Genomic DNA, 26,098 nt, shown 5'->3' on the forward strand with positions numbered 1-26,098 from the left:
TTTAGTACTTACGCTCCATCGGTTCGTAGCGGGTGAAGGTCACGGGCTTGGTATCAAAGCGTAGACCCTTAATGCCTTCCATCTCTGCCTGCTCATCCAGGTAGACCATGGAGTGCTTCATGAAGTTGGCATCGTCGCGGTCAGGGTAGTCCTCACGGAAGTGACCACCACGAGACTCCTTGCGGTGCAGAGCAGCTACCGACATGACCTTAGCCAACTGGAGCAGGAAGCCCAGCTCAACGGCTTCAAGCAGGTCCAGGTTAAAGCGCTTGCCCTTATCCTGAATCTGAATGTTCTGGTAGCGCTCTTCCAGCTCAACAATCTTGTTGACCGCATTGTGAATGGTCTCTGCGGTACGGAAAACCTGCATGTCTGCATCCATGACATCCTGCAGTTCCTTACGCAGCTGGCCGACCTTTTCGGTGCCCTCGCCCTTGCGAATCTGGTTCAGCAAGGCCAGGGTTTCATCGGCTGCATCATCGGGGACGGGCAGGAAGTCCGCAGAAGCGGCGTACTCGGCAGCATACATGCCAGCACGCTTACCAAAGACGTTAATATCGAGCAGGGAATTAGTACCCAGGCGGTTAGAGCCGTGCACCGATACACAGGCAACCTCACCGGCGGCGTAGAGGCCGGGGATGATGTCCTCAGAATTGGAGTGGACCTCAGCCTTAATGTTGGTGGGGATACCGCCCATAGCGTAGTGGGCTGTGGGGAAGACCGGCACCGGCTCGGTGTAAGGCTCAACGCCCAGATAGGTACGAGCGAACTCGGTAATATCGGGTAGCTTCTCGTCAATATGGGCGGGCTCCAGGTGGGTCAGATCCAGCAGGACGTAATCCTTATTGGGGCCACAGCCACGGCCTTCGCGCACTTCGTTTGCCATCGAGCGGGCAACAATGTCGCGGGGCGCCAGGTCCTTAATGGTGGGTGCGTAGCGCTCCATGAAACGCTCACCCTCAGAGTTACGCAGAATACCGCCCTCACCACGGGCAGCCTCAGAAACCAGGATGCCCAGGCCGGCAAGACCCGTGGGGTGGAACTGCACGAATTCCATATCCTCCAGAGGAATACCGTTGCGTAGGGCAATAGCCATACCGTCACCGGTCAGGGTGTGGGCATTGGAGGTGGTCTTGAAGATCTTGCCGCAACCGCCAGAAGCGAAGACAACTGACTTAGCCTGGAAGACATGCACATCACCGGTTGCCAGGTCGTAGGAGACAACACCGGCGGGGCGGCGGACGCCCTTTTCATCCTCCACCATGACCAAATCGAGCACGTAGTACTCGTTGTAGAACTCCACGTTGTGCTTAACGCAGTTCTGGTAGAGGGTCTGAAGAATCATGTGGCCGGTGCGGTCCGCAGCGTAGCAGGCGCGGCGCACAGGAGCCTTACCGTGGTCGCGGGTGTGACCACCAAAGCGACGCTGATCAATACGGCCCTCGGGGGTGCGGTTGAAGGGCAGGCCCATCTTTTCCAGATCCAGCACAGCGTCAATGGCTTCCTTAGCCATGACCTCTGCCGAGTCCTGATCTACCAGGTAGTCCCCACCCTTGATGGTGTCAAAGGTATGCCACTCCCAGTTGTCCTCTTCGACATTGGCAAGAGCTGCACACATACCGCCCTGGGCGGCACCTGTATGGGAGCGAGTGGGGTAAAGCTTGGTCAGAACAGCAGTGCGAACACGCTGGCCTGCTTCGATGGCGGCTCGCATACCTGCGCCACCTGCACCGATGATAACGACGTCGTACTTATGTACCTGCATTGTGGGAATGCTTCTTTCTAAAATCTAGAGCGCTGTAACTTTAGGGAGCAGTGCAGAAGGAGGGCAGAAGCTCTGCGCTAGCACCGGCGGGGCAGGGATCGAAGGTGAAAATCACCAGGGTTCCGAGCAGAATCACGAAAGCGGTTGCCAAGAAGAGCGCAATCTTGAGGACGGAACGAACACCGTCCTTCTCTGCGTAATCGTCGATGATGACGCGGATACCGTTGGCACCGTGCATCATAGCCAGCCAGAGCAAAAGCAGATCCCAGACCTGCCAGAAGGGGTTAGCCAGCTTGCCACCCACAAAACCAAAGTCGATGCGGTGGACGCCTTCGCCCATCATCAGGTTGACGAAGAGGTGGCCAAAAATCAGGACAACCAGCAGAACGCCTGAGACTCGCATGTAGAGCCAGGCGAACATCTCAAAGTTGTTGCGCTTGGAGGAAGAGCGGTTGTATTTGACTCCCGAGACGGTGTTATCGCGGCTACGAGGAACTGAAATCTTAGTTTTGAGAGGTGTTGCCATGTCTTAGTGACCCCCAAAGGCGAGCATGAGGTGACGGATAAGGAAGGGAACCATAACCAGGGCCCATAGAATCAGAACACCCCAGAGCATGGCCTTCTGGTTCTTGGCACCGTTCTTCCAGAAGTCAACCAGAATAATACGGATACCGTTGAAGGCATGGTAGACGATAGCCGCAACCAAAGCGGCTTCACCCATGGCCATCAGAGGATTCTTGTAGATATGCATGATGGAGTTATAGGCCTCCGGTGAGATGCGTACAACTGCCGTGTCAAGCACGTGAATCAGCAAGAAGAAAAAGATAGCGATACCGGTGATGCGGTGGGCAACCCACGACCACATACCTTCGCGGCCGCGATACAGCGTGCCCTTGGATGTATTCGGCACTGAATAACCTCCTGTGTGATGCGGGCAAAGCGCCAGTTTTGTACCACATGGCGCCCGCACACCAACCTAGTGTGTGTTCTACTCAACAGCAAGATTAGCAGGTTTTGAGGCAACTTACTTACAGGGTGTCACCAGTATCGGGCAAGAGAATCCCAAAAAATAGTAAACATTTTAATGCCCTTAACCCCTATAATCCCAGTATTTCTCGGAATTATAAGGTCGGAATCCCTCAGAAAGTGACTGCCGTCGTAGAAAGAACCCCAAAAATTTCAACACGATGACTTTAAAATATCGGTACACTATAGGGATAATGAGAACTCCACTTGAACGGTTCTACCCCCTCATTCCGGCCGGCGGCGTAGGGTCCCGCCTATGGCCTCTTTCTCGCGCTGTAGAACCTAAATTCCTTCTTGACCTGACAGGAACAGGCTCATCCCTGCTCCGCTCCACCTACGATCGGCTGGTTGACCTAGCCCCCAAGGGCATTATGGTCGTTACCGGGCAGGCCCACGCCAAGGCCGTAACCCAGCAGCTCAGCGAGCTCCGCGGATCCGATTTGGTTCTTGAACCATCACCGCGTGACTCAGCGGCTGCAATCGGTCTTGCCTGCGCTATCCTGCACGAGCGCGACCCCGAGGCCATCATCGGATCCTTCGCAGCCGACCATATTATCGACCCCGTAGAAGACTTCCAGGATGTCGTGCGTGAAGCCGTGCACGCCGCAGCCTCGGGTAAGATCGTCACCATCGGCATTGAGCCAACGGAACCTTCCACGGCTTTCGGTTACATCAAGGCCACTCAAAACCTAGGTCTGGACCATGCCCCCAGCGCCCTAGCAGTTGAGCAGTTTGTTGAGAAGCCTGATGAGGCGACCGCAAGCTCCTATGTAACTTCCGGCGACTACACCTGGAACGCAGGTATGTTCGTGGCACCTGCGGCTCTCATGCTCAAGCACCTTGAAGCTAAGGAACCCGAGCTCTACGCAGGCATCATGGAAATCGCCCGCGCCTGGGACACCTCAGAGCGCGACATCTGCATGAACCGCCTCTGGGAGAACCTACCCAAGACCGCCATCGACTACGCTGTAGCCGAGCCGGCCGCCGCAGCCGGCGATGTCGCTATGGTGCCGGGCCGCTTCAGTTGGGATGACGTCGGTGACTTTGACGCCGTTGCCCGTCTTAACATTGAGAAGAGCGGTGATGACCTCTTTGTTCTTGGCAACAAGGACAATGTCATTAGCGAAGGTAGCACCGGCATTATCGTCAACAACACCAACCGCAAGATTTCTGTGATTGGTATTGAAGATATCGTCATTGTCGATACCGCAGACGCTCTGCTGGTAACCGTCCGTGACGATGCCCAGAGTGTGAAGAACACGGTAGCTACACTCAAGGAGCAGGGGCTGAACAATCTGCTCTAAGCGCTAACTTCTTACATAGCTCATGGCCCGCACTCTAAGGGTGCGGGCCTTACTTTCACTCAGCATATGCAAACGATTCTCATTTAAGTTAGCATGGGGGCATGCTTACACCACGACGAGTCTTCATCCCCACCATGACCTGCCTAACCGCCCTCATCATTAGCGGATGTAGTGCAACCCCCACCCCCGCACCCTCAGCCACCACAGAGACCGGTAGCACAAGCACCCAAAACACCACCATCTCCGAAGCCTCCTCCCCCAGCTCCCGCCTGGCCCTGACCTACGACGGCGGCATCATGATCCTGGACGGCAAAACCTTTGAAATTCTCACCAGCATAGACAAAGAAGGATTCCTCCGACTCCACCCCGCAGGCGACAACCGCCATCTAGTCGTCGCAGACGGCTCCAGCTACACCATGCTCGACCTAGGAGCCTGGACCCAAGAACACGGCGACCACAACCACTACTACACCACCACCCCCTCCCTCACCCAGCTGACCTTCCCCGCCGACAAAACCGGGCACATCATCAGCAGCCACGGCAAAACCGCCATGTTCGCAGACGGCACCGGCACCTTCCAGGTCTACAACCCCGCCCAACTCACCCAGGAATCCCAAAACACAGCCAGCTCACTCGATACCCACACCATCACATTACCTGCGGCCCACCACGGCTTCGCCATTCCCCTAGCCGACGACCGCTACCTAGTCTCCCGAGGAACAGAAGAAAGCCGCACAGGTGCCGCAGTTATCGATGCCCAAGGAAACGTACTCTCAGAAAACAAGGACTGCCCCGGCATCCACGGCCAAGCCCAGGCCGCCAACGACACCTACACCCTCGGCTGCCAAGACGGCGCACTCATCTACACCAAGGGCACCTTCACCAAAGTCACCAACCCCCAAGACCCCTACTCGCGCTCAGGCAACCAGGCAGGCGACCCCGACTCCCCCATCGTCCTGGCCGACTACAAAACCGATCAAGACGCCGAGCTAGAACGACCAGAACAGTTCGCACTCATCAACACCCTCACCCAAGAACGGACCATCATCCCCCTCCCTGAAGGGGTCTCCTACACCTTCCGGTCCCTGGCCCGCGGCCCCGAAGGTAGCCACCTCATGCTCACCACAGACGGCAAGCTCCGCTACTGGGCAGAAGACGGCACAGAACTAGGCGCTGTAGACATTATGGAACCCTGGACAGAATCAACCACCTGGCAAGACCCCAGGCCAGCGATCTGGGTAGACGGAGACACAGCCTATGTGACCGACCCTGCCAGTAAGAAGCTCCACGTCATCTCGCTAGCACAGATAGAGCAGGGAAGCGCAGAAGTTTTCGCAAGCATTGACCTACCGCACGTGCCCAACGAAATTAACGGTATTTCCAGGTCAGCTCACCCAGGGACGGATTCTGGGCACCAGTAAAATAAGTTCTTTTGTCTCTTTAGATTGCTTGGCATCTTGCCTGACAACTCCCTTAAAGGCCAGCCCCCAGCCAGTTGGCAAGCAAGATGCCACACAGCCTTGAAGGCGGTTCTAGCCCAGGCTCACTATACCCAGGGCCTCCCAGCCCCCCTCCACAAATCTGTAGACACCCAAACGACTTACCGCGAACCGGGTCAGTTCATGGGGCAGATCCGAAAAATCAGCTATAGAAGCACGCAAGATAGCCGGATCATTCTGGTGGGCCAGGGTCACATGCGGCTCATAGGGGAAGGGGGAAACAGAAGGCCCAACCACCTCAGTACACAGGGTATGTGCTCGCGCCAGCTGCCAGGCACCGCCCACCACAGGCAAATAAGTCACGGGGGTAACCGGCTCAAAACTCAAAGGGGAACCTAGCGTGACCTCAAAAGGTTTCAGGCACGCCAGCCTGCCAGCTAGCACCTCCAGAAGACTCTCCCCACTCTGATCGGCACCAATAAGCACCGTAATATGGCAGGTCTCAACGGCAGGGCCAACCAGTCCGCGCTCAGCCCGCCAGCCCACAACACGCTCAGCCAGGGAGCCAGGCACCTCAGCAAGAACACTCAGATAACTAGCTCCCGGAACCAGAGTAGGTGATGCGGACATGAGCTCAACCAGCCAGCTCTACAGGGCAGGCAAGAAGCCAACCGCATCGTAAGCATTCTTCACGGTCACCGACGCAATCTCGCGGGCCTTAGCCGCCCCAATTGCCAGCAAACGATCCAGCTCAGCCGGGTCAGCCATCAGCTCCAAGGCACGCTCACGAATGGGCGATAGCTCCTCAACCACAATCTCGGCCAGGTCAACCTTGAGGTGGCCGTACATCTTGCCCTCATACTCAGCTACGATTTGGTCAATCGGCTTACCTGTCACTGCCGAGTAAATAGAAAGCAGATTCGAAACACCCGGCTTATTCTCCCGGTCATAACTAATCTCGCTTCCCGCATCGGTCACCGCAGACTTAATCTTCTTAGCGGTCTTCTTGGGGTCATCGAGCAACCAGATAATGCCCTTATCGGTGGTTGCCGACTTACTCATCTTGGAATCTGGAGTCTGCAAGTCATAAATCTTGGCGGTCTCCTTAAGAATCACAGCCTCAGGCACCACAAAAGTATCGCCAAAACGAGAGTTAAACCGCTGAGCCAGGTTACGGGTCAGCTCAAGATGCTGGCGCTGGTCCTCACCCACCGGCACAACATCGGACTGGTAGAGCAAAATATCTGCAGCCATCAGAACCGGGTAAGTAAAGAGACCCACAGAAGCGTTATCGGTGCCCTGCTTAGCGGCCTTATCCTTAAACTGAGTCATACGAGCCGCCTCACCGTAACCGGTAATACAGTTCAAAACCCAAGCCAGTTGAGCGTGCTCAGGCACATGCGACTGCACAAACAAGGGGGTCTTGGCCGGATCAATCCCAGCCGCAATATACTGGGCTGCCGTCTTGCGGGTGCGCTCCAAGAGCACAGCAGGATCCTGCGGAACAGTAATGGAGTGCATATCCGGAATAAAGTACAGGCACTCGTGGTCCTTCTGCAGACCCACCCAGTTATTCACCGCACCAATATAGTTACCCAGGTGCATGGAATCAGCCGAAGGCTGCGCCCCCGAAAAAGCGCGAGGCACCCCCCTTGAAGCATTTGGGATAGCGGCTTTAGGATCACGGTCGGGTGTCTGTGAAGTATTCACGGGTTCGTCCTTTGCTAGGAATACATCTGCGGGGCAGGCCTCTGCTGAAGTGACCCACCGGCCCACACACAGCGGGCACAAAAATGAGGGAGAGATTAGGAGCCTTCGCGGGCCAGCTCCATACCGTTCTTCGCGGTGAAATTAATGGTGTCCAAGGCACGATTGATCATGTCACGAGAATTTTCATCGTTCACATCCAACTGCTCAGCAATCACCTTGGACTGCACCAAACAAATCTGGAAAGAATGCGCCAGTTTCTCGGTATGCACATCAGCCTCATATTCAGCGCGCTGGATAGCATGACCCTCATAGGCGCGGCGCTGGGCAGCAAGCGTACGGTTAACATTCACCAGTAGATAAACAGCAATACCGAGCCAGGCAGTGATAATACCGGCCAGAATCCAACCCAGCGCCGAGGCCTCATGAGCAGACTGAATAATCGCCCACACCAGCAGGACAACTAAAATACCCATACCGATAGCAGCACCAATCAAGACGGTCTTGGTGTTCTGTTCTTGAGCTGTTTTTTCTAAGCCGTTATATTGCATGGTTCCCATTATGTCAAAGGAATGCGGTCGCAGTGAACCTTAGACTAGTCCCACCGCGTAAAGTGGTGAGCATGATGGTAAGTGCCAGAGAAACCAAATACCAGGCAGTGGCCCGTCATATCTGCGACCGCTACCTCACCGATACTCAGCCACACTCCCCTCTTCCGACAGAAAGAGAGCTTCAAGACCGCCTCGGTGTCTCCCGCGATACCGTACGCCGAGCTATCCGAGAGCTCATCGACCGGCAACTGGTCTACAACATTCAGGGATCAGGTACCTTTGTCGCCCCCCAAGAATCACCATCACGAGCGCCATTGCTACGCCCCTTCACCCAAGACATGCTCACCAGAGGGCATACCCCGCACTCACTGACGCTCTCCTGCCACCTGGTCATAGCTCCCCTGCACGTCCAAAGAGACCTAGCCCTCGACCCAGACAGCAAAGTCATCGAAATTAGCAGGCTCCGTCAAGCTGACGGCTCGCCCATCGCCCTCGAAACAGCCTACTTCCTGCCCGAAGCCTTTTCCCAAATGCAACCCGAAGCCTCCACTTCGCTCGATGCCCAAATGCGGGCCAGCGGCTACCAAGTAGAAACAGCCCAGGTCAAAGTTACCGCCACCAACCTCACCCAGGCAGAAGCCCACCACCTAGGTGTACCCCAGGGAGCGGCAGCCCTGCGAGTAGACAAGGTAGGCTACACCGCCCGAGGCCTGGCCGTTGAAAGCACCCACACCCTCTACCGGGGTGACCGCTACGACTACGAGTTCCAGCTCCACCGCAGGCAAACCCACCGCTGAGGCATCCTAACTCATCCCCCGATGAAAGAACCGGGGCCGCTCCTCCCCTCCAGGAAGTAACGGCCCCGTTTTGCTTGGTGACCCTAAGCGGTTTCAGCCAAACGCTCAGCGGTCTCTACCACATTCACCAGCAACATAGCGCGGGTCATAGGACCAACACCACCGGGATTAGGCGAATACCAGCTCGACTTAGCGGTGGCCTCGGGAGAGATATCACCGGTCAGCTTCTTCTTACCGGTTTCGGTATCTTCTACGCGGGAAACACCAACGTCCAGGAGGACAGCACCCTCCTTGACCTGGTCCGCTGTCACCACATGAGCAAGACCCACGGCCGCCACAATAATGTCAGCCTGGCGCAGGGCCTCACTCACATCCTCGGTACCGGTGTGAACCAGGGTAGCCGTGGAGTTTACATCCTTGCGTGTCAGGAGCAGACTCAGGGGGCGGCCCACAGTAATACCGCGCCCCAGCACAGCGACCTTCTTGCCCTTCCAGGAGATACCGTGACGCTCTACCAACTCAATCACGCCGTTGGGAGTGCAGGGCAAAGGCGAGTTCAGAGGCTCACCCACATTCAAAACCAGGCGACCCAGGTTCATGGGGTGCAGGCCGTCGGCGTCCTTCTCGGGAGCAATTTTCTCAAGAACCCGGTTGGTATCTAGGTGCCGGGGCAGGGGTAGCTGCACGATATAGCCGGTACAAGCCGGGTCGGCATTGAGCTTATCCAGCTCGGCCTCTAGCTCATCCTGGCTGATATCCTCGGGGAGTTCAACACGGATAGAGGCAATACCCACCTCGGCACAGTCGCGGTGCTTACCGCCCACATAGGAACGGGAGGCCGGGTCATCGCCTACCAAAACGGTGGCAAGCCCCGGGGTAATCCCCTCTTCCTTGAGCTTGGCAACGCGCTGGGCCAGCTCACTCTTAATCTGGGCCGCTGTGGCAACCCCGTCAAGAATCTGAGGCACTCCTACCACTCCTCAATACCGGAGTAGAGCGGGAACTTCTCGCACAGAGCGGTCACGCGAGCACGCTGGGAGGCCACATCGACACCGGGCTTAAGAGTCTCAGCAATAATATCGGCGACTTCGGTAAAGGCCTCGGAATTAAAGCCACGAGTTGCCAGCGCGGGAGTACCGATGCGCAGGCCGGAGGTCACCATGGGCGGGCGGGGGTCATTGGGCACAGCGTTACGGTTTACAGTAATACCGGCTTCGTGGAGCAGATCTTCAGCTTCACGACCGTTAATCTGGGCATCGCGCAGGTCCACCAGAACCAGGTGAACGTCGGTGCCACCGGAGATAACCTTTACACCGGCTTCGGCCATATCTGACTGGTTGAGGCGGTCAGCCAGAATCTTTGCACCCTCTAAGGTACGAGCCTGACGGTCCTTAAAATCATCGGAGGAAGCAATCTTGAAAGCTGTTGCCTTACCGGCAATAGCGTGCATGAGCGGACCGCCCTGCTGGCCGGGGAAAACAGCCGAATCAATCTTTTTCTTGAGGTCTTCAACGCACATGATGAAACCTGAGCGGGGGCCAGCCAGGGTCTTATGTACGGTTGAGGACACAACGTGAGCGTGAGGTACCGGGTTGGGGTGTAAGCCAGCGGCGACCAGGCCAGCGAAGTGAGCCATATCCACCCAGAGATAGGCACCAATCTCATCAGCGATCGCACGGAAAGCCGCAAAATCAAGCTGACGGGTATAAGCAGACCAGCCCGCAATGATGAGCTTAGGCTTCTCAGCCAGCGCCAGCTCACGAACTTCGTCCATGTTGACCCGACCGGTTTCTTCATCTACACCGTAGGCAACAACCTGGTAAAGCTTGCCCGATACGTTCAGTTTCATGCCGTGGGTTAGGTGACCACCGTGTGCCAGGGACAGACCCATAATTTTGTCGCCGGGATTCAGCAGGGCATGCATGACAGCGTTATTGGCCTGAGCACCGGAGTGGGGCTGGACGTTCGCGTGCTCAGCACCAAAGAGAGCCTTGGCCCGGTCGATAGCGAGCTGTTCAACGACGTCCACAAATTCACAGCCGCCGTAGTAACGGCGGCCGGGGTAGCCTTCAGCGTACTTGTTGGTCAGTACAGAGCCTTGAGCTTGAAGAACAGCGCGGGGGGCAAAGTTCTCGGAGGCTATCATCTCGAGGGTGTTCTGCTGGCGGCTCTGCTCCTGGGCAATAGCCTGAGCGACTTCGGGGTCGACTTCGGCCAGGGGTAGGTTGGTGACGTTGGGTGAAAGGTTGGTCATGCCACTTCCTTGACTAGGGTGGATCGAGGTTTTCCTTTTGTGCGGACTTGGTACCACTCAAAGCCCGATACTTGGGGACTCACCCACCTTGGGGAGCCATCACCTTTAAAGTGTAAATTACCTCTAGGTGATGCAGGGCATATCTCTTCACATATGAGATTTTTTCTCTAGACGTCTACCCACACAATGTATCTAAAATCACAGAGAGGTATGTGTGCGGTGCACCCAAGGGGAGCCGACGCCACAAGCCCCGCTTCTACGCCTGCTTGAGGATTGTTCGCGCGAACTCAAAGTAGCTATCAGGATCAAAATCTGTGACGGTCGCCGCTTGCACAAGGAAGCCGGTCACAACAGCCAGCACAGCCGACCCTATGGGGGTGAAAGCCAGCTCTCACGTCCTGACTCGGTGATCTCAAGTTCGGTTGCGGCCCAGCCCCGGTAGCTCTCAAGAATCCTCTTCCTCAGGTCTGTAAGTTGCTCCTGCGCTACCTTTTGGATCGCTGGCAAGGCATCTACTCTGCGCTAACCTTGGGCACCCGTCCACCTTAAAACAGACAAGCTGCTTGCCCCGAAGAAGGCCCCCCGCAAACCGCTTTCTTGCTAGACTAGAGGGCGAACTAGCCGTAGTTACCTGTTCCAGTTACTACACAGGAGAGTTACCGGGTAGCGCACACCTGGATACCCCCATCTCGTCACCCATCACTCATGCATTAGGGAAGAGGCCTCACAATCGTGACCGAAACTCCAAAATCACGTCGCCAACAGCGCCTTGAACAACAGAAGAAGGCCAGCCGCAAGTGGATCGCAACTGGCGCAGCCGCAATTATCCTGCTCAGTGGCGGTGCTATCGCCTACGTCAACATGACCGGCGATAAGACCCCTTCAACCCCCAGCGGGCAGGCCGTCCCTGCAGCTTGCTCCACCACACAGTCTGTAACTGTTGCTACTACTGATGCCATGGCAACCGCACTTAAATCCATGCCGGTTGATGAGGACACCTGCGTAACCCTCGATATCACCACCACGAAGACCGCTAGCAACATCGTGACCGAAGTAGCCGGTGAGTCCGCCTCAACCAACCTGTGGATTCCCGATTCCAGCGTCCGTGCCCAGCTCGCCATGGCCGAAGCCAAAACAGAGCTAACCCCCATTGCTGAATCTCTGGCGAAGAGCCCCGGTGTTCTTGTATCCGAGAAAGACACTACCTACTCCAACTGGCTTGATGTTCTCAAGGCCCCGGACGCCGTTGGCATGGGCGATCCTAAGGTAGAAGCAGGCGCTTTCTCTGCGCTCATGGGCGGTATCTCCGAAGCTTCTAGCGGCACTGTCAGTCTTGAAGACCTCACTAGCGGTAGCGCCCTGCGCGCGCAGTCTATTGGGGTTGACGAACCCGCGCAGAACGCATCTGAGCTCCTTGAGGCTGTTGACAGCGGCAGCAAAGACGCAGTGGTTGTCAGCGAAGCTGATTACGCAACCTACGCCGCATCGCACAGCGACTCAGGCCTTAAGGCTACCGTCCCCGGTGACGGCTCTTTTACCCTGGATTATCCCCTCTACCAGGCATCCTCTAGCACCAACACCACCGTTGATGAGGCAGCCCAGCAGATCGTTAAATTCATGTCCAGCGAAGAGGGCAAGCAGGCTCTGGCACAGGCCGGTCTACGCACCGCTGAGGGCACAGTTGTTAACAACGATAAGAACGTCGGTGACTACAAGGCGCTTGTTCCTAGTAACAAGGAAACCCTGGGCCAGATGTGGACTTCCTACTCCTTGCAGTCCGCTCCCCTGAACGCACTGGTTGTGCTGGATGCTTCCGGCTCCATGCTCGATAAAGTAGCTGGTACTGATAAGACCCGTATGGATATTACCGTTGAGTCAGTACTGGCTGGTTCTCAGCTCTTCCCGGCCCGTGACTCTATGGGCCTGTGGAAGTTCTCCCGCAACATTACAACCGCTGATGGCAAGGTCTCGGACTATGAAGAGCTGGTCCCCGTTCGCGGCCTTGAAGAAACCGTTGACGGCAAGACTCAGCGTGAGTTGCTTCAGGAGGCTGGTGCTGGTATTGCAGCTACCATTAACCCCGATGACCAGACCGCTCTGAACGATACCTTGCTGGCAACTTTCCGTTCTGCCAAGGCTAACTACCAGCCCGGCTCTGTTAACGCAGTCATTATGCTGACCGATGGCAAGAACTTTGATCCAGATTCGATTAGCCAGGAAGAGCTCATTAGCACTATCCAGGCTGAGCAGGATCCTGAAAACCCTGTGTTTGTGATTCTGATTGGCATTTCGGAAGAGGCTGATATGAACGCTCTGACAACCATTGCTCGGAGTGTTGGCGGTGAGGCTCACATCGCATCATCGCCCACCGATATTCAGCGTATTTTCGCTGAAGCTCTAACCGGCATCTCTGACGCCGCTAGTGAGGCCGCTGCTGCTCAACAGCATTAAGGTATCAGCCGGGTAGTTTTTGTTCCGGTATTCCGTTGATTCAGAGTCCCGCCCTACGATTCATCGTGGGGCGGGACTTTTGTGTGTGTTGGGTTGGGGTTTGGTGGAAGAAGTGGCGTGATGGAGGGCAGAATTCTGAGCGAGCGAAGATGAAAATTCTGCCTGTAATCGGTGCACGCCTCCCGAGGAAAGTTTTTAGTGGAAGAAGTGGCGTGCACCGGTAAAGTACATGCTCACTCCCGCTTCTTGGGCGGCTTGGATGACTTCTTCATCGCGGATGGAGCCACCAGGCTGGACAAGAGCGCGGATACCGGCGTTAAGAAGGACCTGAAGGCCGTCTGCGAAGGGAAAGAAAGCGTCAGAAGCCGCTACGGAGCCGCGGGCACGTTCTTGGCCTTGGGCTAGGGTGTTGGCGCGTTCTACGGAGAGGCGGCAGGAATCTACGCGATTAACCTGTCCCATACCGATGCCGACCGCGGCACCGTCCTGGGCGAGCAGGATTGCGTTGGATTTGGCGGAGCGTAGGGCTTTCCAGGCGAAGGCGAGGTCTGCCAGGGTCTGAGGATCAGCGGCTTGGCCGGCAACCAGCTGCCAGTTGGCGGGGTCATCGCCTTCGGCCTGTAGACGGTCGGCATCCTGCAGAAGAGCGCCGCCGGAGATTTGGCGGTACTCGATGCTGTCGCGGGCAAAGTCTGCAGGGAGCTGGAGGATACGCAGGTTCTTCTTGCTCTGTAGAATCTCCAGGGCTTCGGTGGAGTATGAGGGGGCGATAATGACCTCGGTGAAGATACCCTTGACGGTTTGGGCCATTGCGGCGGTGACTTCACGGTTGGCGGCAATGACGCCGCCGTAGGCGGAGAGCGGGTCGCAGGCATGGGCCTTGGCGTGAGCGTCAGCAATGGGGTCGGCGGCCTTGGCGGCACCGACGGCAATACCGCAGGGGTTGTTGTGCTTGATGATGGCTACAGCGGGTTCCTCGAAGTCGTAGGCGGCGCGTAGGGCGGCATCGCCGTCCACGTAGTTGTTGTAGCTCATGGCTTTGCCGCCAAGTAGCTCTGCCTGGGCGATACCGGGTGCTGCGGTGGGATCAACGTAGAGTGCTGCGGCCTGGTGGGGGTTTTCACCATAGCGCAGGGACTCACTGCGCTCGAAGGAGAGACCGGCGAAGGGGGGCCAGTAGTTGGCCTCCCCGTCTTTTTCGAACTGGGTGGCAGTCCAGGTGGCTACGGCGGTGTCGTAGGCGGCGGTGTGGGCGAAAGCGGCTGAGGCCAGGCGGCGGCGTTCTGCCAGGTTGAAGCCACCCTTCTGGGCGGCTTCAAGAACAGCACCGTAAGAGGCCGGGTTAACAACGACCGCTACAGCGTCGTGGTTCTTAGCTGCGGCACGCACCATGGAGGGGCCCCCGATATCAATCTTTTCGATGATGGCGTCCTGGTCAGCGCCTGAGGCCACGGTATCGACGAAGGGGTAGAGGTTGACAACCACCAGGTCAAAAGGCTCAATGTCCATTTCTGTCAGGGTGTCAATGTGCTCTTGCTTGCGGCGGTCTGCCAGGATACCGGCGTGGATGCGGGGGTGCAGGGTCTTCACGCGGCCTTCAAGACATTCGGGGAACCCGGTGATATCGGAAACCTCAGTGACGGGCACTCCGGCGGCGGCGATGGTGGCGGCTGTTGAACCGGTGGAGACTAGGGCTACCCCAGCTTCGTGTAGGCCACGAGCCAGGTCTTCTAGCCCTGTCTTGTCATAGACAGAGATGAGGGCGCGTTTGAGGGGTAGGCGGTCAAGCTTAATGAGACTCACAGATCTTCTCCGTTTCGTATGCCGGCGAGGGGACCGGCAGGTTGTTACCTGAGTGTGAGTCGCTTTATCTGGAGCCCCGACCCTAGGCCCAGCCCCGAGTGGGGCTATAACTAGGGTTAGGCGGTGGGCTCTTGCGCCAGGGAGGCTATGGTGGCTACCAGGAGTTGGCGTTCTTGCACTTTGATACGTTCGTGCAGGCTCTCTTCGGTGTCACCGTCAAGAAGGGGAACGGCGGCCTGGGCCAGGATAGGGCCGGTATCAACTCCCGCATCGACCAGGTGTACGGTCACGCCGCTGATCTTGACCCCGTGGGCCAGGGCGTCACGCACGCCGTGGGCTCCTGGGAAGGACGGTAGCAGAGCCGGGTGGGTATTAATGATGCGCCCGGTGAAGCGTTCCACGAGCTGAGCATCGACGATCCGCATGAAGCCGGCAAAAACAATGTAGTCGGGGGCGTAGCTCGCTATTTTTTCTTCCAGCGCCCGGTTCCAGTCAGCGCGGGTGGAGAAGTCCGCAGGTTCTAGGAGGAAAGTTTCAATCCCGGCGCCCTGTGCTCGTTCTATGCCGAGGCAGGGCTTATCGGCTCCTACCGCCACAATATCGGCGGTTAGCTGACCATCTGCAAGGGAGTCAAGAATGGACTGTAAATTTGTGCCCGAGCCGGACACCATCACCACAATGCGCATGAACACCAGTGTATCGCACGCCACGGCTAACGATGGAGGCATGTCCATGATAATCAGCCAGGATGAGTGGGTTCTATCCTCCTCTGAAATTCTATGAAGTCCACTGAGGTTGTACAGTGGTGCTTATGTCAGAGAATCAGCAGGTTTCCCCCTACTCCGAATCAGCCCTTGAATCAGTCAAGGTGTGGTCGCGTTCTTCCTTCCTCCTGATAGTTGCTACGGTCGGTACCACCTATTTTGCTGGTACCCTAGCTGTTGCGACCTTGCTCTTAGCGCTACTGACCGTAGCCTGTGCTATCACGACCCTGGTCAAAATGGTTAAGGTGCGTTTCCCGGGGTTCTCCATCATGCTCATGGTCATGATTGTGCTCTGGTCCCTCTTCCTCAGTTTTGGGGCCGGTCTCCAGCTGATTTTTTCCGATGCCTCTTCTGCCTATTCAGAATGTCTGCAAGGGGCTTTGACGATTACCCGCCAGCAGGAGTGTGCTCAAGAAATGAGCGACGGACTCTTCAAGCAGATGATGGGTAACTAGCCTCACCTGGGCACCGTATGAGAAGCCCCGCCCCGCGGTGTGCGGTCTGGGGCTTCTTGAGCAGAGATTCTGCTGATGCGCTTATAATCTGGGTTCTTCCTCAGCTTGATCTTGAAGCTGCTGATTCCAACGGCGGCGCAAGGACTTAGGGCGTTTGACCACGGGGGCGGACTTCTTAGTAGGTTCCGCCTGCCTTTCTTCAGCATCGGCCAAGCTCTTAGGGGCCTCTGCCTCAGAATCAGTTTTTTCTGTTTCTTCGTCGTCCGTTTCGGGCTCTGTTTCAGGCTCAGCATCGGCTAAGTCTTTATCTGCCCTATCGGTCTGTTCTCGGGGAGCATCCACCGGGGAGTTCGAATGGGCTAGGTTTGGTTCGGTCTCAGGACTGTTTTCTGAAGCTTCCTCTTCCTCAGCCGCCGGGTATTCATCCTTCTCACCCTGATCGCTGACCGCTGCCGCGGCTCTTTTCTTTTCTGCCCGTTCAGCGACACGCTTGGCCTTGGCTTCGGCCTTAGCCTGCTTCTTCTGGGCACGGGTGGGCTTCTGGTCGGCAAATCGCTCCAGTTCAAGGCTGCTATCACGGACCAGCAGATGAGCCAAGCCCAGGCCGATTATCAGACCCAGTACCAGCAGAAGGGCACCGCAAGCGCCGAACAGCAGGGGTGAAGGCCCGACCTCGGTAAAGCGACCAAGCCCCAGGGAACCGTGAGCGGCCCAGCCCAGAAGGAAGAGAAGAATAAAGGAGGGAATAAAGGCAAGCGCGGCAAGGCCCAGGGTGGACAGCGGCCAGGAGATCCAGCGGAAGCGAATCTTAAGAGAAAGCCACTCATCAAAGTGGTTTTCTCCCTCGCGGAAGAACCACCAGCCACCCACAGCACCTGCAATCAGGGGCACCGCCAACCCGATGTAGCCCCAGGGTTCAGCGGTATGCGGAAGAGCGCCCAGTACGGGGAGGGAGGGCATGATGCCCACGCTGGTGCCGGTGGGGCCTACGGAGGTCCCCACGCCCAGGGAGAAGCCCGCGCCGGAGCTCCAGGCCATAGAGTAAATCACCAGGTTCAGGAGCAAACCTAGCTGTAGGAGCGTCAGGGCAAATCCGCCCACTGCCCCGGAGTGCAAAGCCTGGTAAAGGCCCACCACCTTGTCCCAGTGCACAAAAAGACTGGTCACAAGGAGCAAAGAACCACCGGCAACATAAGCCATAACCCCTACCAAGGAAGCCCGAACCATAGCCCAAATATAGGATCCGGCCCAGCGTGAGTACTGGCTAAACTTCTTGACCCAGTCGGCGGCATCCACACCAATCATGGCAGCTAGGGACCGCGACTCAGCAAAGCCCCCGGCAAGAATACCCAGGGCAGTCACCCACAGGGGAATGATAGCCGCAAGCACCGGTGAGGTGGTGAAATAGTCATCGGTAGATATCAGGCTGATGCCGGCGCTCACCAGCGAGTAGGCCACCATGCCACCTACAAGAGGTTCCCAAAACTGGCCCTCGTAGCTAGCACGGGCCAGCCTGCGACCCGACCTGTAGCACAGGGCCAGCGGAATAAGAGTGAGGCCCAGTGGGACCAGGCTCATCGTCCCAGACACCGCCGAAAAGCTACCCTGCGCGGGTATGTTCATATTCAGGGGGACACCGTGGACCAGCAACCAGATATGGCCCGCCACGGACAGGGCGCCGGCAACGGTATCGGTATTAAAACCGTTGGTGTACCAGACCGCTGTGAGCATGAGCCCAACGGTGATATAGGAGACCAGGGCAACCAGAGCAAGTTCAACGGCGCCCTGAAGCCACAGGGGCATGGGAAAGGTTCTTTTGGGGTGCACGGTGGTATTCATCGCCTTTCATCATGTCATGTTTCCTGTCTCTACGCCTGGTCACGAACCGTAAGAATACTAGGTGCGGTGAAAATAACCTCAACCACGGCAGACAACGGACGATATTGCCGGGGAGTAGAGTGTCCCTATGAGTATCGAGAACACCTATGTTTTGGTCACCGGCGCTTCTGCCGGCATCGGCGCCGAGTTCGCCCGGCAGTACGCCGCAGCGGGCTATAACCTGGTGCTGACCGCGCGTAGGGAGAAGACCCTAGAAAATCTGGCTGGCCAGCTCCGCTCAACCTACAGGGTAGAGGTTGAGGTCATCCCCGCGGACCTACTGGTTTCCGGTGACGTTCAAAAACTCGTTGACCGGCTAGCTCAGGCTAAGCGCCCGGTGGAAATTTTGGTCAATAATGCGGGCTTCGGTTTGGGCCAGCCTTTTGAGGAGGCCCCCGCCCAGCGGCATCTGGATCAGGTGCAGGTCCTGGCAGCTGTCCCCCTTCAGCTCATGCACGCCGCAATCCGCGCCATGCTCCCAAGGGGCAGGGGCCGCATTATCAATGTCGCATCGGTGGCGGCCTTTACACCAGGTGGCACCTACTCAGCAGTCAAACGGTTTATGGTAGTTGTCTCAGAGTCAGCAAATATCCAGTACCGGGACCGAGGTATTGATGTAACCGCCCTCTGCCCGGGCCTGACCCGCTCGGATTTTCATCATGCCATGGGGCAAGAACAGCCCAAAGTGCCGGGCGTATTCTGGCTCAGCCCCCAGCAGGTAGTTACCGAAGCCATAGCTGCGGTCAATGCCGGTAAACCGGTCTGTGTGCCCTCCCTGCCCTATAAGGTAGCAGCGGGTATCTCGCAGATTATCCCCCGCAGGGCAGTGGCGGCGCTGATTTCCCGCACACGGAACTATTAGAATCCACAGGCTGGGGGTGCTCTTCCCTGCTTAGTCCTCCCAGGGGTTAACAGCGCTAACCCCCCAGGTGCGGTAGACATCGGCTTTCCCCGAAATAATCTCAAGCCGGTGGACGGTCGCTGTGGCCGCCATCAGCCCCTCCAAAACAGCCCTTGCCAGGGGAGCCTGGCACTCAGAGCCCACCGCCTGCAAGGGCCTCTCAGCATGACGACCGGCCCACTCCAAAGACACCCGCGTGTCCACCTCAAGGAGGTGGTCACCAAACCGGTCAATCAGCTCAGCCAGCCACCGTTCAGTCTGCGGGTAGGGGTAGAGCCCTTTAAGCTCGCCCAGGCTTAGCACCGAGACGTACATGGTGCGGTAGGAGTTCCGGCGCAGGCAGTTCACAACCTGCTGGTGAGGGGTAGCCTTGCGAATCTCGGCAAGGACATCAGAATCAAGGAGCAGACCGACGTGGCTCATGCAGCTTTCAGCGCACCGTACTCAGGGGCTGGGATACCGCTGGGGTTAGGAGCCAGAAGGAAGTTAAGGAACTCACTGCGCTCATTCGAGATACGCGCATAGTCCTGAATACTGATAGCGACAAAACCACCGCAGGCAGGCGTCGCAGCTGCAGACCTGTTCTTTTGAAGAGTGACATGGGGGCGGGTGTTTGACATATCGCCGTTGCGCTTAAGGTGCGCATTCCTTTCGAAACTTGCTCTTGTCTACACCAAACAGCGCCAATATGCGCGATGAAGACCGCTTCGTCATCCGAGCCACCCGTGAACATGGGGTTGGCGTTCAACCAAGTCGGAGCTTGACAGTTGAATCTCTTGAAGCTGGTATAACCATAACTCACACCGCAGGCACCTGTAAACTCTTGCCCAGATTTTTTAAAACGTGACCTCCCTCTCATCTTCTGGTGCCAGCTTTCATCAGCGTGCGATACGCTAGAAGACTAGGTCTATTTACTCCGCACGCGTGAGGTTTTTTGTGGCAGATTCAGCACCATTTCCCGACATCCCAGTCACAGCACCCGCCATTATTCGGCAGGTGGGCTCAGGCACCTACACCCGGGGGCAGGGCGCTATGCGGAAAGGGAGCGTTATCCGCTACCACTACGACGAAAACGAACGGGTTCTCGAAGGCCAGGTAGCAGGCTCAACAGCCCAGCCCTACAGCACCCGAATCACTTTCCCGGCCCAAGTTGCGGCAGGCTCCTACTCCTTTTCTGCCACCTGTTCCTGCCCCGTGCTCCACAATTGCAAGCACGCTGTGGCGCTCATGCTGACCGCCATCGACCGTTCAGCCAAAGCCAAGCGGGCGCTCACGGCCTCATCAAGCACCTGGACCACCCGCGCTACTGAGAGCGGCCGCACCCGACCCAGCGCAGAAGCCATGCGGGAACTCGAAAAATTTGGCATCACCACCGCCTCATCTCTGGCTGCCCCCCAGGACAGCCTGCCCCTTGAGCAACCTGCTCCCGCCGACAGCACCCCGGACCAGAGCGCCCTACCCACCTGGCGGCGTACCCTGGCCCATTCCCTAGCCGCCCGCCCCGGCTACGACAACCGCAACCACGGAGTATCCGGTGCCCTTGACCTGCGCCTGACCGTCCCCGGCAAATATGGCTGGACCAAAAGCAGCGGCTCACCCCGCATCACCATTGAAGCTCGCCCCCTGATGATGGGTGCCCGTGACCGCTGGATTAAAGGCGGGCTAAGCTGGGAAAAGTTCTCGGGAAACCCCGCGGGCTCCGCCGGAACCGGACTGCTAGCTGAGCACGCCACCTGGTTCAACGAGTTCTACGCCGTCATTCGCGGCTCCCAATCCATATACACCTCCCACCGCGACTGGGCATCGCTTTCCACCGTAGATTCATCCCTACTCTGGCAGATGCTCCGGGCCGCCGACGACATCAACCTGCCCATTCTGCTCCACGGCAAAGAAACCGGGCTGGTCATTGCCGACACCCCGCAGGTAGAACTGGAACTCACGCCCGTCCCCGAACGCGGCAGCTCCCAGGACGCCCTCCAACTCACTCCCCTGCTCCGCTGGGGCTCCTACACCATTCCGGCAAGCTACACCCACAAGATGGGCACCAACCGGCAGGGCTTAATCGCCCTGGGTGGGAGTGCCCAAGCTAATTACGTAGAAGCTGCCGCCGCCGCCCGCTGGGACTCCGCCCTGCCCTCGGCACTAGCCCATGTGGAGGAAAGCGCCCCCATTCACACCGGCCAGCCAGAAACTCAACAGGCCCACCAGGCACCCGTGCCCCACCAGCACCGCCCTCGCTGGCTCAGCCCAGAAGCCGAGCTAGTCCTTATTCCGCTGGACGAACCGCTCGATGCCGTCGCCGAATCCCTGATGTCCAGTCAACCGGTCACCGTTCCTTCCAAAGACCTACCGGCCTTTTTCTCTGACTTCTACCCCGCCCTCACCCGCGCCCTGCCGGTAGCGACCACCTCCGAAAAGCTGGAGCTCCCCACAGTACGCACCCCCTCCCTGGTTCTGACCATCACCTTTAGTGAACCCGGCCCGCCCTTTAGAGCCAGCACCGCCTGGCACTGGGAGTACCCCGCCAACCCCACCGGCACCGACGACGAAACCATCGTGCTCGATGCCCTGGGCTACCCCGGGGAAGACCGCGCCGATATCCGCGACACAGCCCACGAATATCGAGTACTCAAAGACGTCAAGCGAATCCGCCCCGGTGTGCCCTTTACCAAGCACATCACCGAAAACTGGGACACCCGAACCCTGCTCGAAACCTACCTACCCGCCTACCAGAAGATTGACGGGGTCAGGGTTCAGGTCCGGGGGCCACAGCCAGAGTTCAAGGAACTCGACCAGGCCCCAGACATTGTTGTGACCGTTGATGACACCCGCCGCCGAGACTGGTTCGGGCTGGGTATCGCCATCAAGGTCGGTGAATGGACTGTAGGCTTTGCCGACATCCTGGCCGCTCTGGCTAAAAACCAGACCCACCTGCTCCTGGGCAACGGCCAGTACTTTGCCCTGGACCGGCCCGAGTTCATAAAATTACAAGACTTGCTCCGTGAAGCCCAGCAGCTCACCGATAAGACAGGACCCCTGGAAATCAACCGCCACCAGGTAGGCCTGTGGGAAGAACTCGAAGAACTCGCCGCCGAAACCCACACCGTCACCGCCTGGGACGAGCAGGTCAGTGCCCTGCTTAACCTCGAACACCACCGTCTGGCGGAAGTTCCCGCCTGCCTGCACACCACCCTGCGCCCCTACCAGGTAGAGGGCTACCAGTGGCTTACTTTCCTGTGGGAGCAGTCCTTGGGTGGCGTGCTAGCCGATGATATGGGCCTGGGCAAGACACTGCAAACCATTGCGCTCTTTGTGCACGCCGCCGAGCAAGCCAGCGAGCGCCGGGAGCAGATGGCACCTTTCCTGGTAGTTGCTCCCACCTCCGTTGTGCCCAACTGGGTACGGGAGATTAAGAAGTTTGCGCCCTCGCTGACCGTGGTAGGAGTCGAGGAATCTGTCCGTAAATCCAAACGCCCCCTGGAAAAGACCATTGCCGGGGCGCAGGTTGTGGTGACCAGCTACGCCCTCTTTAGACTCGATGAGGAAAGCTACTACTCTCTCGGTACCGCCCAGCCCTGGAACGGACTGATACTCGACGAGGCCCAGTTCGTTAAGAATGCCAAGACCAAGGCCCACCAGGCTGCCCGCGACTTACCGGCCCGCGTCAAAATTGCGGTCACCGGTACCCCCATGGAAAACAACCTCATGGAACTGTGGTCCATGTTCTCCATTACCGCGCCGGGGCTCTTCCCCTCCGCCCGCGCTTTTAAAGATTCCTACGCTACTCCCATCGAATCGGGCGAGGAAACTAAAGCTCTGGGCCGCCTGCGCCGCCGGATCCGCCCACTCATGAAACGGCGCACCAAGGAAGTAGTGGCCGCTGACCTACCTGAGAAAACAGACACCCGCATTGACGTCCCACTGGCCCCTGCTCACCGCAAGGCCTACGACACCCACCTGCAACGGGAGCGACAGAAGATTCTGGGCCTGCTACAGGATATGGACAAGAACCGTTTTACTATCTTCCAGTCCCTCACCACCCTGCGCCGTTTGGCGCTCGATGCCTCACTGATTGACCCCGAAAAGTACGCTCAGGTGGACTCATCCAAGCTGGACTACCTGGCAGAGAACCTGCCCGAGATCATTCACGACGGGCACCGGGCCCTCATTTTTAGCCAGTTCACCGGCTACCTACGCAAGATTGCCGACCGCCTCGCAGAGTTGGGCATCCCCTACCTCTACTTGGACGGCTCAACCCGCAACCGGGGCGAGCTCCTGCGGTCCTTTGAAGAGGGCGCCGCCCCGGTCTTCCTCATTTCGCTCAAGGCTGGTGGCTTTGGGCTTAACCTGACCACCGCCGATTACTGCTTCATCATGGACCCCTGGTGGAACCCCGCCGCCGAACAGCAGGCTGTGGACCGGGTCCACCGCATCGGGCAGACTAAGAACGTTATGGTTTACCGCCTGGTTTCCGCCGGGACGATTGAGGAGAAGGTCATGGAACTCAAAGAGTCCAAGGCCGCCCTCTTTGATGCTGTTGTTGATGAGGGTGCCTTCTTTTCCTCCCAGCTCACGGCGGCACAAATCAGGGACCTGCTTACCGACGCGGAACCCACCAGCTAGGTAACCGGTGCGGGCTTTCCTTCCAGATGCGGGGGTACCGCGCGTGTTTAGCAGGAAACTGTGTATCTGGCACCAGGACAAGGGTACGAAAGGAGAATAAGGGGTGGCTAAACTGCTGATGGATCTGACCCCTCTGAGCTACTCCCCTGCCTTGAGGCGAATCTGGTTGGGCGGTATTTTCTCCACCGTGGGGTACTCCATTACCGGTGTTGCTATCTCGCTGGAAATCTACGCGCTGACCTCATCGGCGGCGGCAGTAGGAGCGGTTGGCCTGGTGGCGCTGGTGCCGCTTGTTCTGGGTGGCCTCTACGGCGGGGTTATTGCTGATACCTATGATCGGCGCAAGGTGGCCCTGGCCGCGACGCTGAGCATGTGGGTGCTGACCGCGCTCATGGCCGCTCATTCCTGGCTCAATATCCACTCGGTCTGGGTGCTCTATGCTCTGATTGCCGCCGAATCCCTGTTTCAGCCCATTAACCAGGCAGCTCGCGGTGCCATTATTCCCCGGCTGGTCAAGCCCCGCCTACTGCCAGCGGCCAATACTCTCATGATGTCGGTGGGTACTCTGGGCATGAGCCTGGGCCCCATTCTTGGTGGTGTTCTGGTGGCGACTCTGGGCTATCAGCTGACTTATTCCATCAATGTTCTGGCTATGACGGTGGGTATCTGGGCGCTCTACCGGCTCCCGGCCATGAAGCCTGAGGGCACCGCCGAGCGACCACGGCGCGGCGGCCTGTCGTCCATTGCTGAGGGCCTGCGTTTTGTGCGCGGTAACCAGGTGGTGGGCATGTCCTTCCTCGTGGATCTTTTGGGTATGTTCTTTGCCCAGGCCCGCCCTATTATTCCGGCGCTTGCGGCCCTGTCCTTTGGTGGCGGTGAGATAGGGGCAGGGTTCCTGCTGGCGGCTGGCCCTATCGGGGCTCTCACAGGTATTGCCTTCTCGGGTTTCCTCAAAGACCTCTCGCGCCAGGGCCGCTTTTTGACTCTGAGCTATGCGGGCTGGGGGCTGGGCTTTACCGCTTTCGGTCTGATTGCCTGGGTTTTTGACGGCCAGGGGCAGGGGGCCTCGGTGCGCGAGAGCCTCTTGAGACTTTCGCTGGCGGGGCTTGCTCTTGCTTTTATGGGCTGGGCCGATGCCCTGGGCGGGGTCTACCGTTCTACCATTATTCAGACGGCTGCCCCCGACCATATTCGAGGCCGGATGCAGGGGCTCTTCATTATTACCGTGGTCGGTGGCCCCCAGTTGGGCACCGCTGGGGTGGGGTTTGCGGCTGAGGCTATGGGTGCCCCACTGACGGCGGTTATGGGTGGTGCTCTGGTGATTATCACGATTGCCCTGGCGACGGTGCGTGTGCCGGCCCTATGGCGCTATGTGTCTGAGCCGGTCCCTGATACCCGGCAAATTCCCTCCGTCTAGCCCAGCGGTCTAACAAACACCCGCCCTTTATCTCTTGCCCCCGGACTTATACACCGGGGGCAAGAGAGAAAGGGCGGGTGTTAGATGTAACGGGCCGATTTAGAAGTCGATGGTTGCCGGGTCGGGGCCGATGCGTCCCTCGGCAGAAGAGAGCGCATCAATGGCGGTGATGTCATCATCGGTAAGAGTGACCTTCAGTGACTCAAAGTTAGAGACAATACGCTCGGGGGTCACAGATTTAGGGATAGCCACAATGCCGTGAGCACGATGCCAGGCCAGGATAACCTGCGCCGGGGTTGCGCCGTGAGCCTGAGCGATTTGACCAATGACAGGGTTTTCCAGCAGGCCAGAACGGTTACCCATACCCAGCGGGCTCCAGGCCTGGGTGATAATCCCCAGCTCTGCGTGCACCTGGCGCAAGCGCTCCTGGGCAAAGTAGGGGTGCAATTCAATCTGGTGAATCGCCGGGGTCACCCCGGTCTCGGCGATAATCTCGCGGAGCTGTTCCTCGGGGAAGTTGGACACACCAATCGACTTAGCCCTACCCTGCTTCTGGAGCTCAATCAGGGCCTTCCAGGTCTCCACGTAGAGGCCCTGAGAAGGCTTAGCCCAGTGAATCAGGAGCAGGTCAACATAGTCGGTGCCCAGACGTTTCAGGGATGCCTCCACAGCGGTCATAGCCTGCTCGTAGCCCTGCTCGTCGTTCCAGACCTTGGTGGTCACAAAAACTTCCTCGCGGGCAAGACCGGAAGCCGCGATAGCCTTGCCGGTGCCTTCTTCGTTCCCGTAGATTTTGGCGGTGTCGATGTGACGGTAACCGGCTTCCAAGGCCAGGCCCACCACCTTTTCGGCTACGTCGTTCTCTACCTGCCAGACACCGTAGCCTAGCTGGGGAATGGTCTTGCCGTCGTTAAAGCTTAGACGGGGTGCAGAAGTCATGGAAGGTATCCTTTCGCGGGGGGT

General features: G+C 57.9%; 22 protein-coding genes and 1 riboswitch. Of the genes, 8 read left to right on the forward strand and 14 right to left on the reverse strand.

What is annotated here, in order from left to right; translation table 11 throughout:
* Position 1: 1 nt before the first annotated feature.
* From sdhA to sdhC, 3 genes are read right to left on the reverse strand one after another with little or no spacing between them, the layout of a single operon-like run.
* Positions 2–1,765, reverse strand: a complete 1,764-nt coding sequence (gene sdhA / locus ACN082_RS05935) for a succinate dehydrogenase flavoprotein subunit (RefSeq protein ID WP_419099932.1) — start codon at positions 1,763–1,765, stop codon at positions 2–4.
* A 40-nt stretch (positions 1,766–1,805) separates the two neighbouring features.
* Positions 1,806–2,291 carry a succinate dehydrogenase hydrophobic membrane anchor subunit gene (locus ACN082_RS05940; RefSeq protein WP_419099933.1) on the reverse strand — a complete coding sequence of 162 codons (486 nt, stop codon included), beginning with the start codon at positions 2,289–2,291 and terminating at the stop codon, positions 1,806–1,808.
* A 3-nt stretch (positions 2,292–2,294) separates the two neighbouring features.
* A complete protein-coding gene (sdhC, locus tag ACN082_RS05945; RefSeq protein ID WP_419099934.1) occupies positions 2,295–2,675 on the reverse strand; it encodes a succinate dehydrogenase, cytochrome b556 subunit in 381 nt (126 codons plus the stop codon).
* Between the two features lie 310 nt (positions 2,676–2,985).
* Between sdhC and ACN082_RS05950 the strand changes: the two genes are divergently transcribed.
* Together ACN082_RS05950 and ACN082_RS05955 are read left to right on the forward strand one after the other, a co-directional pair.
* Entirely contained in the window at positions 2,986–4,095 is a 1,110-nt protein-coding gene (locus ACN082_RS05950; protein WP_419099935.1) for a mannose-1-phosphate guanylyltransferase, read from the forward strand.
* Between the two features lie 101 nt (positions 4,096–4,196).
* On the forward strand, positions 4,197–5,516 hold the full coding sequence (locus ACN082_RS05955) for a hypothetical protein (protein WP_419099936.1): 1,320 nt from the start codon (positions 4,197–4,199) through the stop codon (positions 5,514–5,516).
* Positions 5,517–5,627: 111 nt separating this feature from the next.
* Here ACN082_RS05955 and ACN082_RS05960 read toward each other — a convergent pair whose 3' ends face one another.
* From ACN082_RS05960 to ACN082_RS05970, 3 genes are all read right to left on the reverse strand, one after another.
* Entirely contained in the window at positions 5,628–6,164 is a 537-nt protein-coding gene (locus ACN082_RS05960) for a 2'-5' RNA ligase family protein (protein ID WP_419099937.1), read from the reverse strand.
* Between the two features lie 18 nt (positions 6,165–6,182).
* Positions 6,183–7,244, reverse strand: coding sequence for a tryptophan--tRNA ligase (trpS, locus tag ACN082_RS05965; protein WP_419099938.1), 1,062 nt, complete (start codon positions 7,242–7,244; stop codon positions 6,183–6,185).
* Between the two features lie 95 nt (positions 7,245–7,339).
* A complete protein-coding gene (locus ACN082_RS05970) occupies positions 7,340–7,792 on the reverse strand; it encodes a hypothetical protein (RefSeq protein ID WP_419099939.1) in 453 nt (150 codons plus the stop codon).
* A 71-nt stretch (positions 7,793–7,863) separates the two neighbouring features.
* On the opposite strand from ACN082_RS05970, the gene ACN082_RS05975 reads away from it, so the two are divergent.
* A complete protein-coding gene (locus ACN082_RS05975; protein ID WP_419099940.1) occupies positions 7,864–8,589 on the forward strand; it encodes a GntR family transcriptional regulator in 726 nt (241 codons plus the stop codon).
* Positions 8,590–8,672: 83 nt separating this feature from the next.
* Here ACN082_RS05975 and ACN082_RS05980 read toward each other — a convergent pair whose 3' ends face one another.
* Together ACN082_RS05980 and glyA are read right to left on the reverse strand one after the other, a co-directional pair.
* Positions 8,673–9,557, reverse strand: a complete 885-nt coding sequence (locus ACN082_RS05980) for a bifunctional methylenetetrahydrofolate dehydrogenase/methenyltetrahydrofolate cyclohydrolase (RefSeq protein ID WP_419099941.1) — start codon at positions 9,555–9,557, stop codon at positions 8,673–8,675.
* Between the two features lie 2 nt (positions 9,558–9,559).
* Complete coding sequence (glyA, locus tag ACN082_RS05985) at positions 9,560–10,843, reverse strand: serine hydroxymethyltransferase (protein ID WP_419099942.1); 1,284 nt, start codon at positions 10,841–10,843, stop codon at positions 9,560–9,562.
* A 732-nt stretch (positions 10,844–11,575) separates the two neighbouring features.
* On the opposite strand from glyA, the gene ACN082_RS05990 reads away from it, so the two are divergent.
* Positions 11,576–13,294, forward strand: a complete 1,719-nt coding sequence (locus ACN082_RS05990) for a substrate-binding domain-containing protein (protein WP_419099943.1) — start codon at positions 11,576–11,578, stop codon at positions 13,292–13,294.
* Between the two features lie 195 nt (positions 13,295–13,489).
* On the opposite strand, the gene purH is transcribed toward ACN082_RS05990, so the two are convergent.
* Entirely contained in the window at positions 13,490–15,097 is a 1,608-nt protein-coding gene (gene purH, locus ACN082_RS05995) for a bifunctional phosphoribosylaminoimidazolecarboxamide formyltransferase/IMP cyclohydrolase (protein ID WP_419099944.1), read from the reverse strand.
* A 116-nt stretch (positions 15,098–15,213) separates the two neighbouring features.
* Complete coding sequence (purN, locus tag ACN082_RS06000) at positions 15,214–15,783, reverse strand: phosphoribosylglycinamide formyltransferase (RefSeq protein ID WP_419099945.1); 570 nt, start codon at positions 15,781–15,783, stop codon at positions 15,214–15,216.
* A 125-nt stretch (positions 15,784–15,908) separates the two neighbouring features.
* Here purN and ACN082_RS06005 point away from each other — a divergent pair, with 125 nt between their 5' ends.
* Positions 15,909–16,316, forward strand: coding sequence for a hypothetical protein (locus ACN082_RS06005; protein WP_419099946.1), 408 nt, complete (start codon positions 15,909–15,911; stop codon positions 16,314–16,316).
* 81 nt (positions 16,317–16,397) lie between these two features.
* Here the strand turns inward: ACN082_RS06005 and ACN082_RS06010 are convergent, their stop codons facing one another.
* Positions 16,398–18,119 (reverse strand): DUF6350 family protein, encoded by a 1,722-nt coding sequence (locus ACN082_RS06010; protein ID WP_419099947.1) that lies wholly within the window; start codon positions 18,117–18,119, stop codon positions 16,398–16,400.
* Between the two features lie 163 nt (positions 18,120–18,282).
* Here ACN082_RS06010 and ACN082_RS06015 point away from each other — a divergent pair, with 163 nt between their 5' ends.
* The gene (locus ACN082_RS06015; protein WP_419099948.1) at positions 18,283–19,056 is read left to right on the forward strand and encodes an SDR family NAD(P)-dependent oxidoreductase; all 774 of its coding nucleotides are present in this window, start codon (positions 18,283–18,285) and stop codon (positions 19,054–19,056) included.
* A 30-nt stretch (positions 19,057–19,086) separates the two neighbouring features.
* Here ACN082_RS06015 and ACN082_RS06020 read toward each other — a convergent pair whose 3' ends face one another.
* Positions 19,087–19,518, reverse strand: a complete 432-nt coding sequence (locus ACN082_RS06020) for a plasmid stabilization protein (RefSeq protein ID WP_419099949.1) — start codon at positions 19,516–19,518, stop codon at positions 19,087–19,089.
* Positions 19,515–19,715, reverse strand: coding sequence for a nuclease PIN (locus ACN082_RS06025; protein ID WP_419099950.1), 201 nt, complete (start codon positions 19,713–19,715; stop codon positions 19,515–19,517). The genes ACN082_RS06020 and ACN082_RS06025 overlap by 4 nt, the downstream gene beginning before the upstream one ends.
* 35 nt (positions 19,716–19,750) lie before the next feature.
* A riboswitch (SAM riboswitch) is annotated at positions 19,751–19,877 on the reverse strand.
* 154 nt (positions 19,878–20,031) lie between these two features.
* On the opposite strand from ACN082_RS06025, the gene ACN082_RS06030 reads away from it, so the two are divergent.
* Both ACN082_RS06030 and ACN082_RS06035 read left to right on the forward strand, forming a co-directional pair.
* Positions 20,032–23,718, forward strand: coding sequence for an SNF2-related protein (locus ACN082_RS06030; RefSeq protein ID WP_419099951.1), 3,687 nt, complete (start codon positions 20,032–20,034; stop codon positions 23,716–23,718).
* A gap of 103 nt (positions 23,719–23,821) precedes the next feature.
* Positions 23,822–25,135, forward strand: coding sequence for an MFS transporter (locus ACN082_RS06035; RefSeq protein WP_419099952.1), 1,314 nt, complete (start codon positions 23,822–23,824; stop codon positions 25,133–25,135).
* Positions 25,136–25,234: 99 nt separating this feature from the next.
* On the opposite strand, the gene ACN082_RS06040 is transcribed toward ACN082_RS06035, so the two are convergent.
* Positions 25,235–26,074, reverse strand: coding sequence for an aldo/keto reductase (locus ACN082_RS06040; RefSeq protein ID WP_419099953.1), 840 nt, complete (start codon positions 26,072–26,074; stop codon positions 25,235–25,237).
* Between the last annotated feature and the right edge of the window lie 24 nt (positions 26,075–26,098).

The organism is Rothia sp. CCM 9417, from assembly GCF_048513575.1.
Taxonomy (GTDB): domain Bacteria; phylum Actinomycetota; class Actinomycetes; order Actinomycetales; family Micrococcaceae; genus Rothia.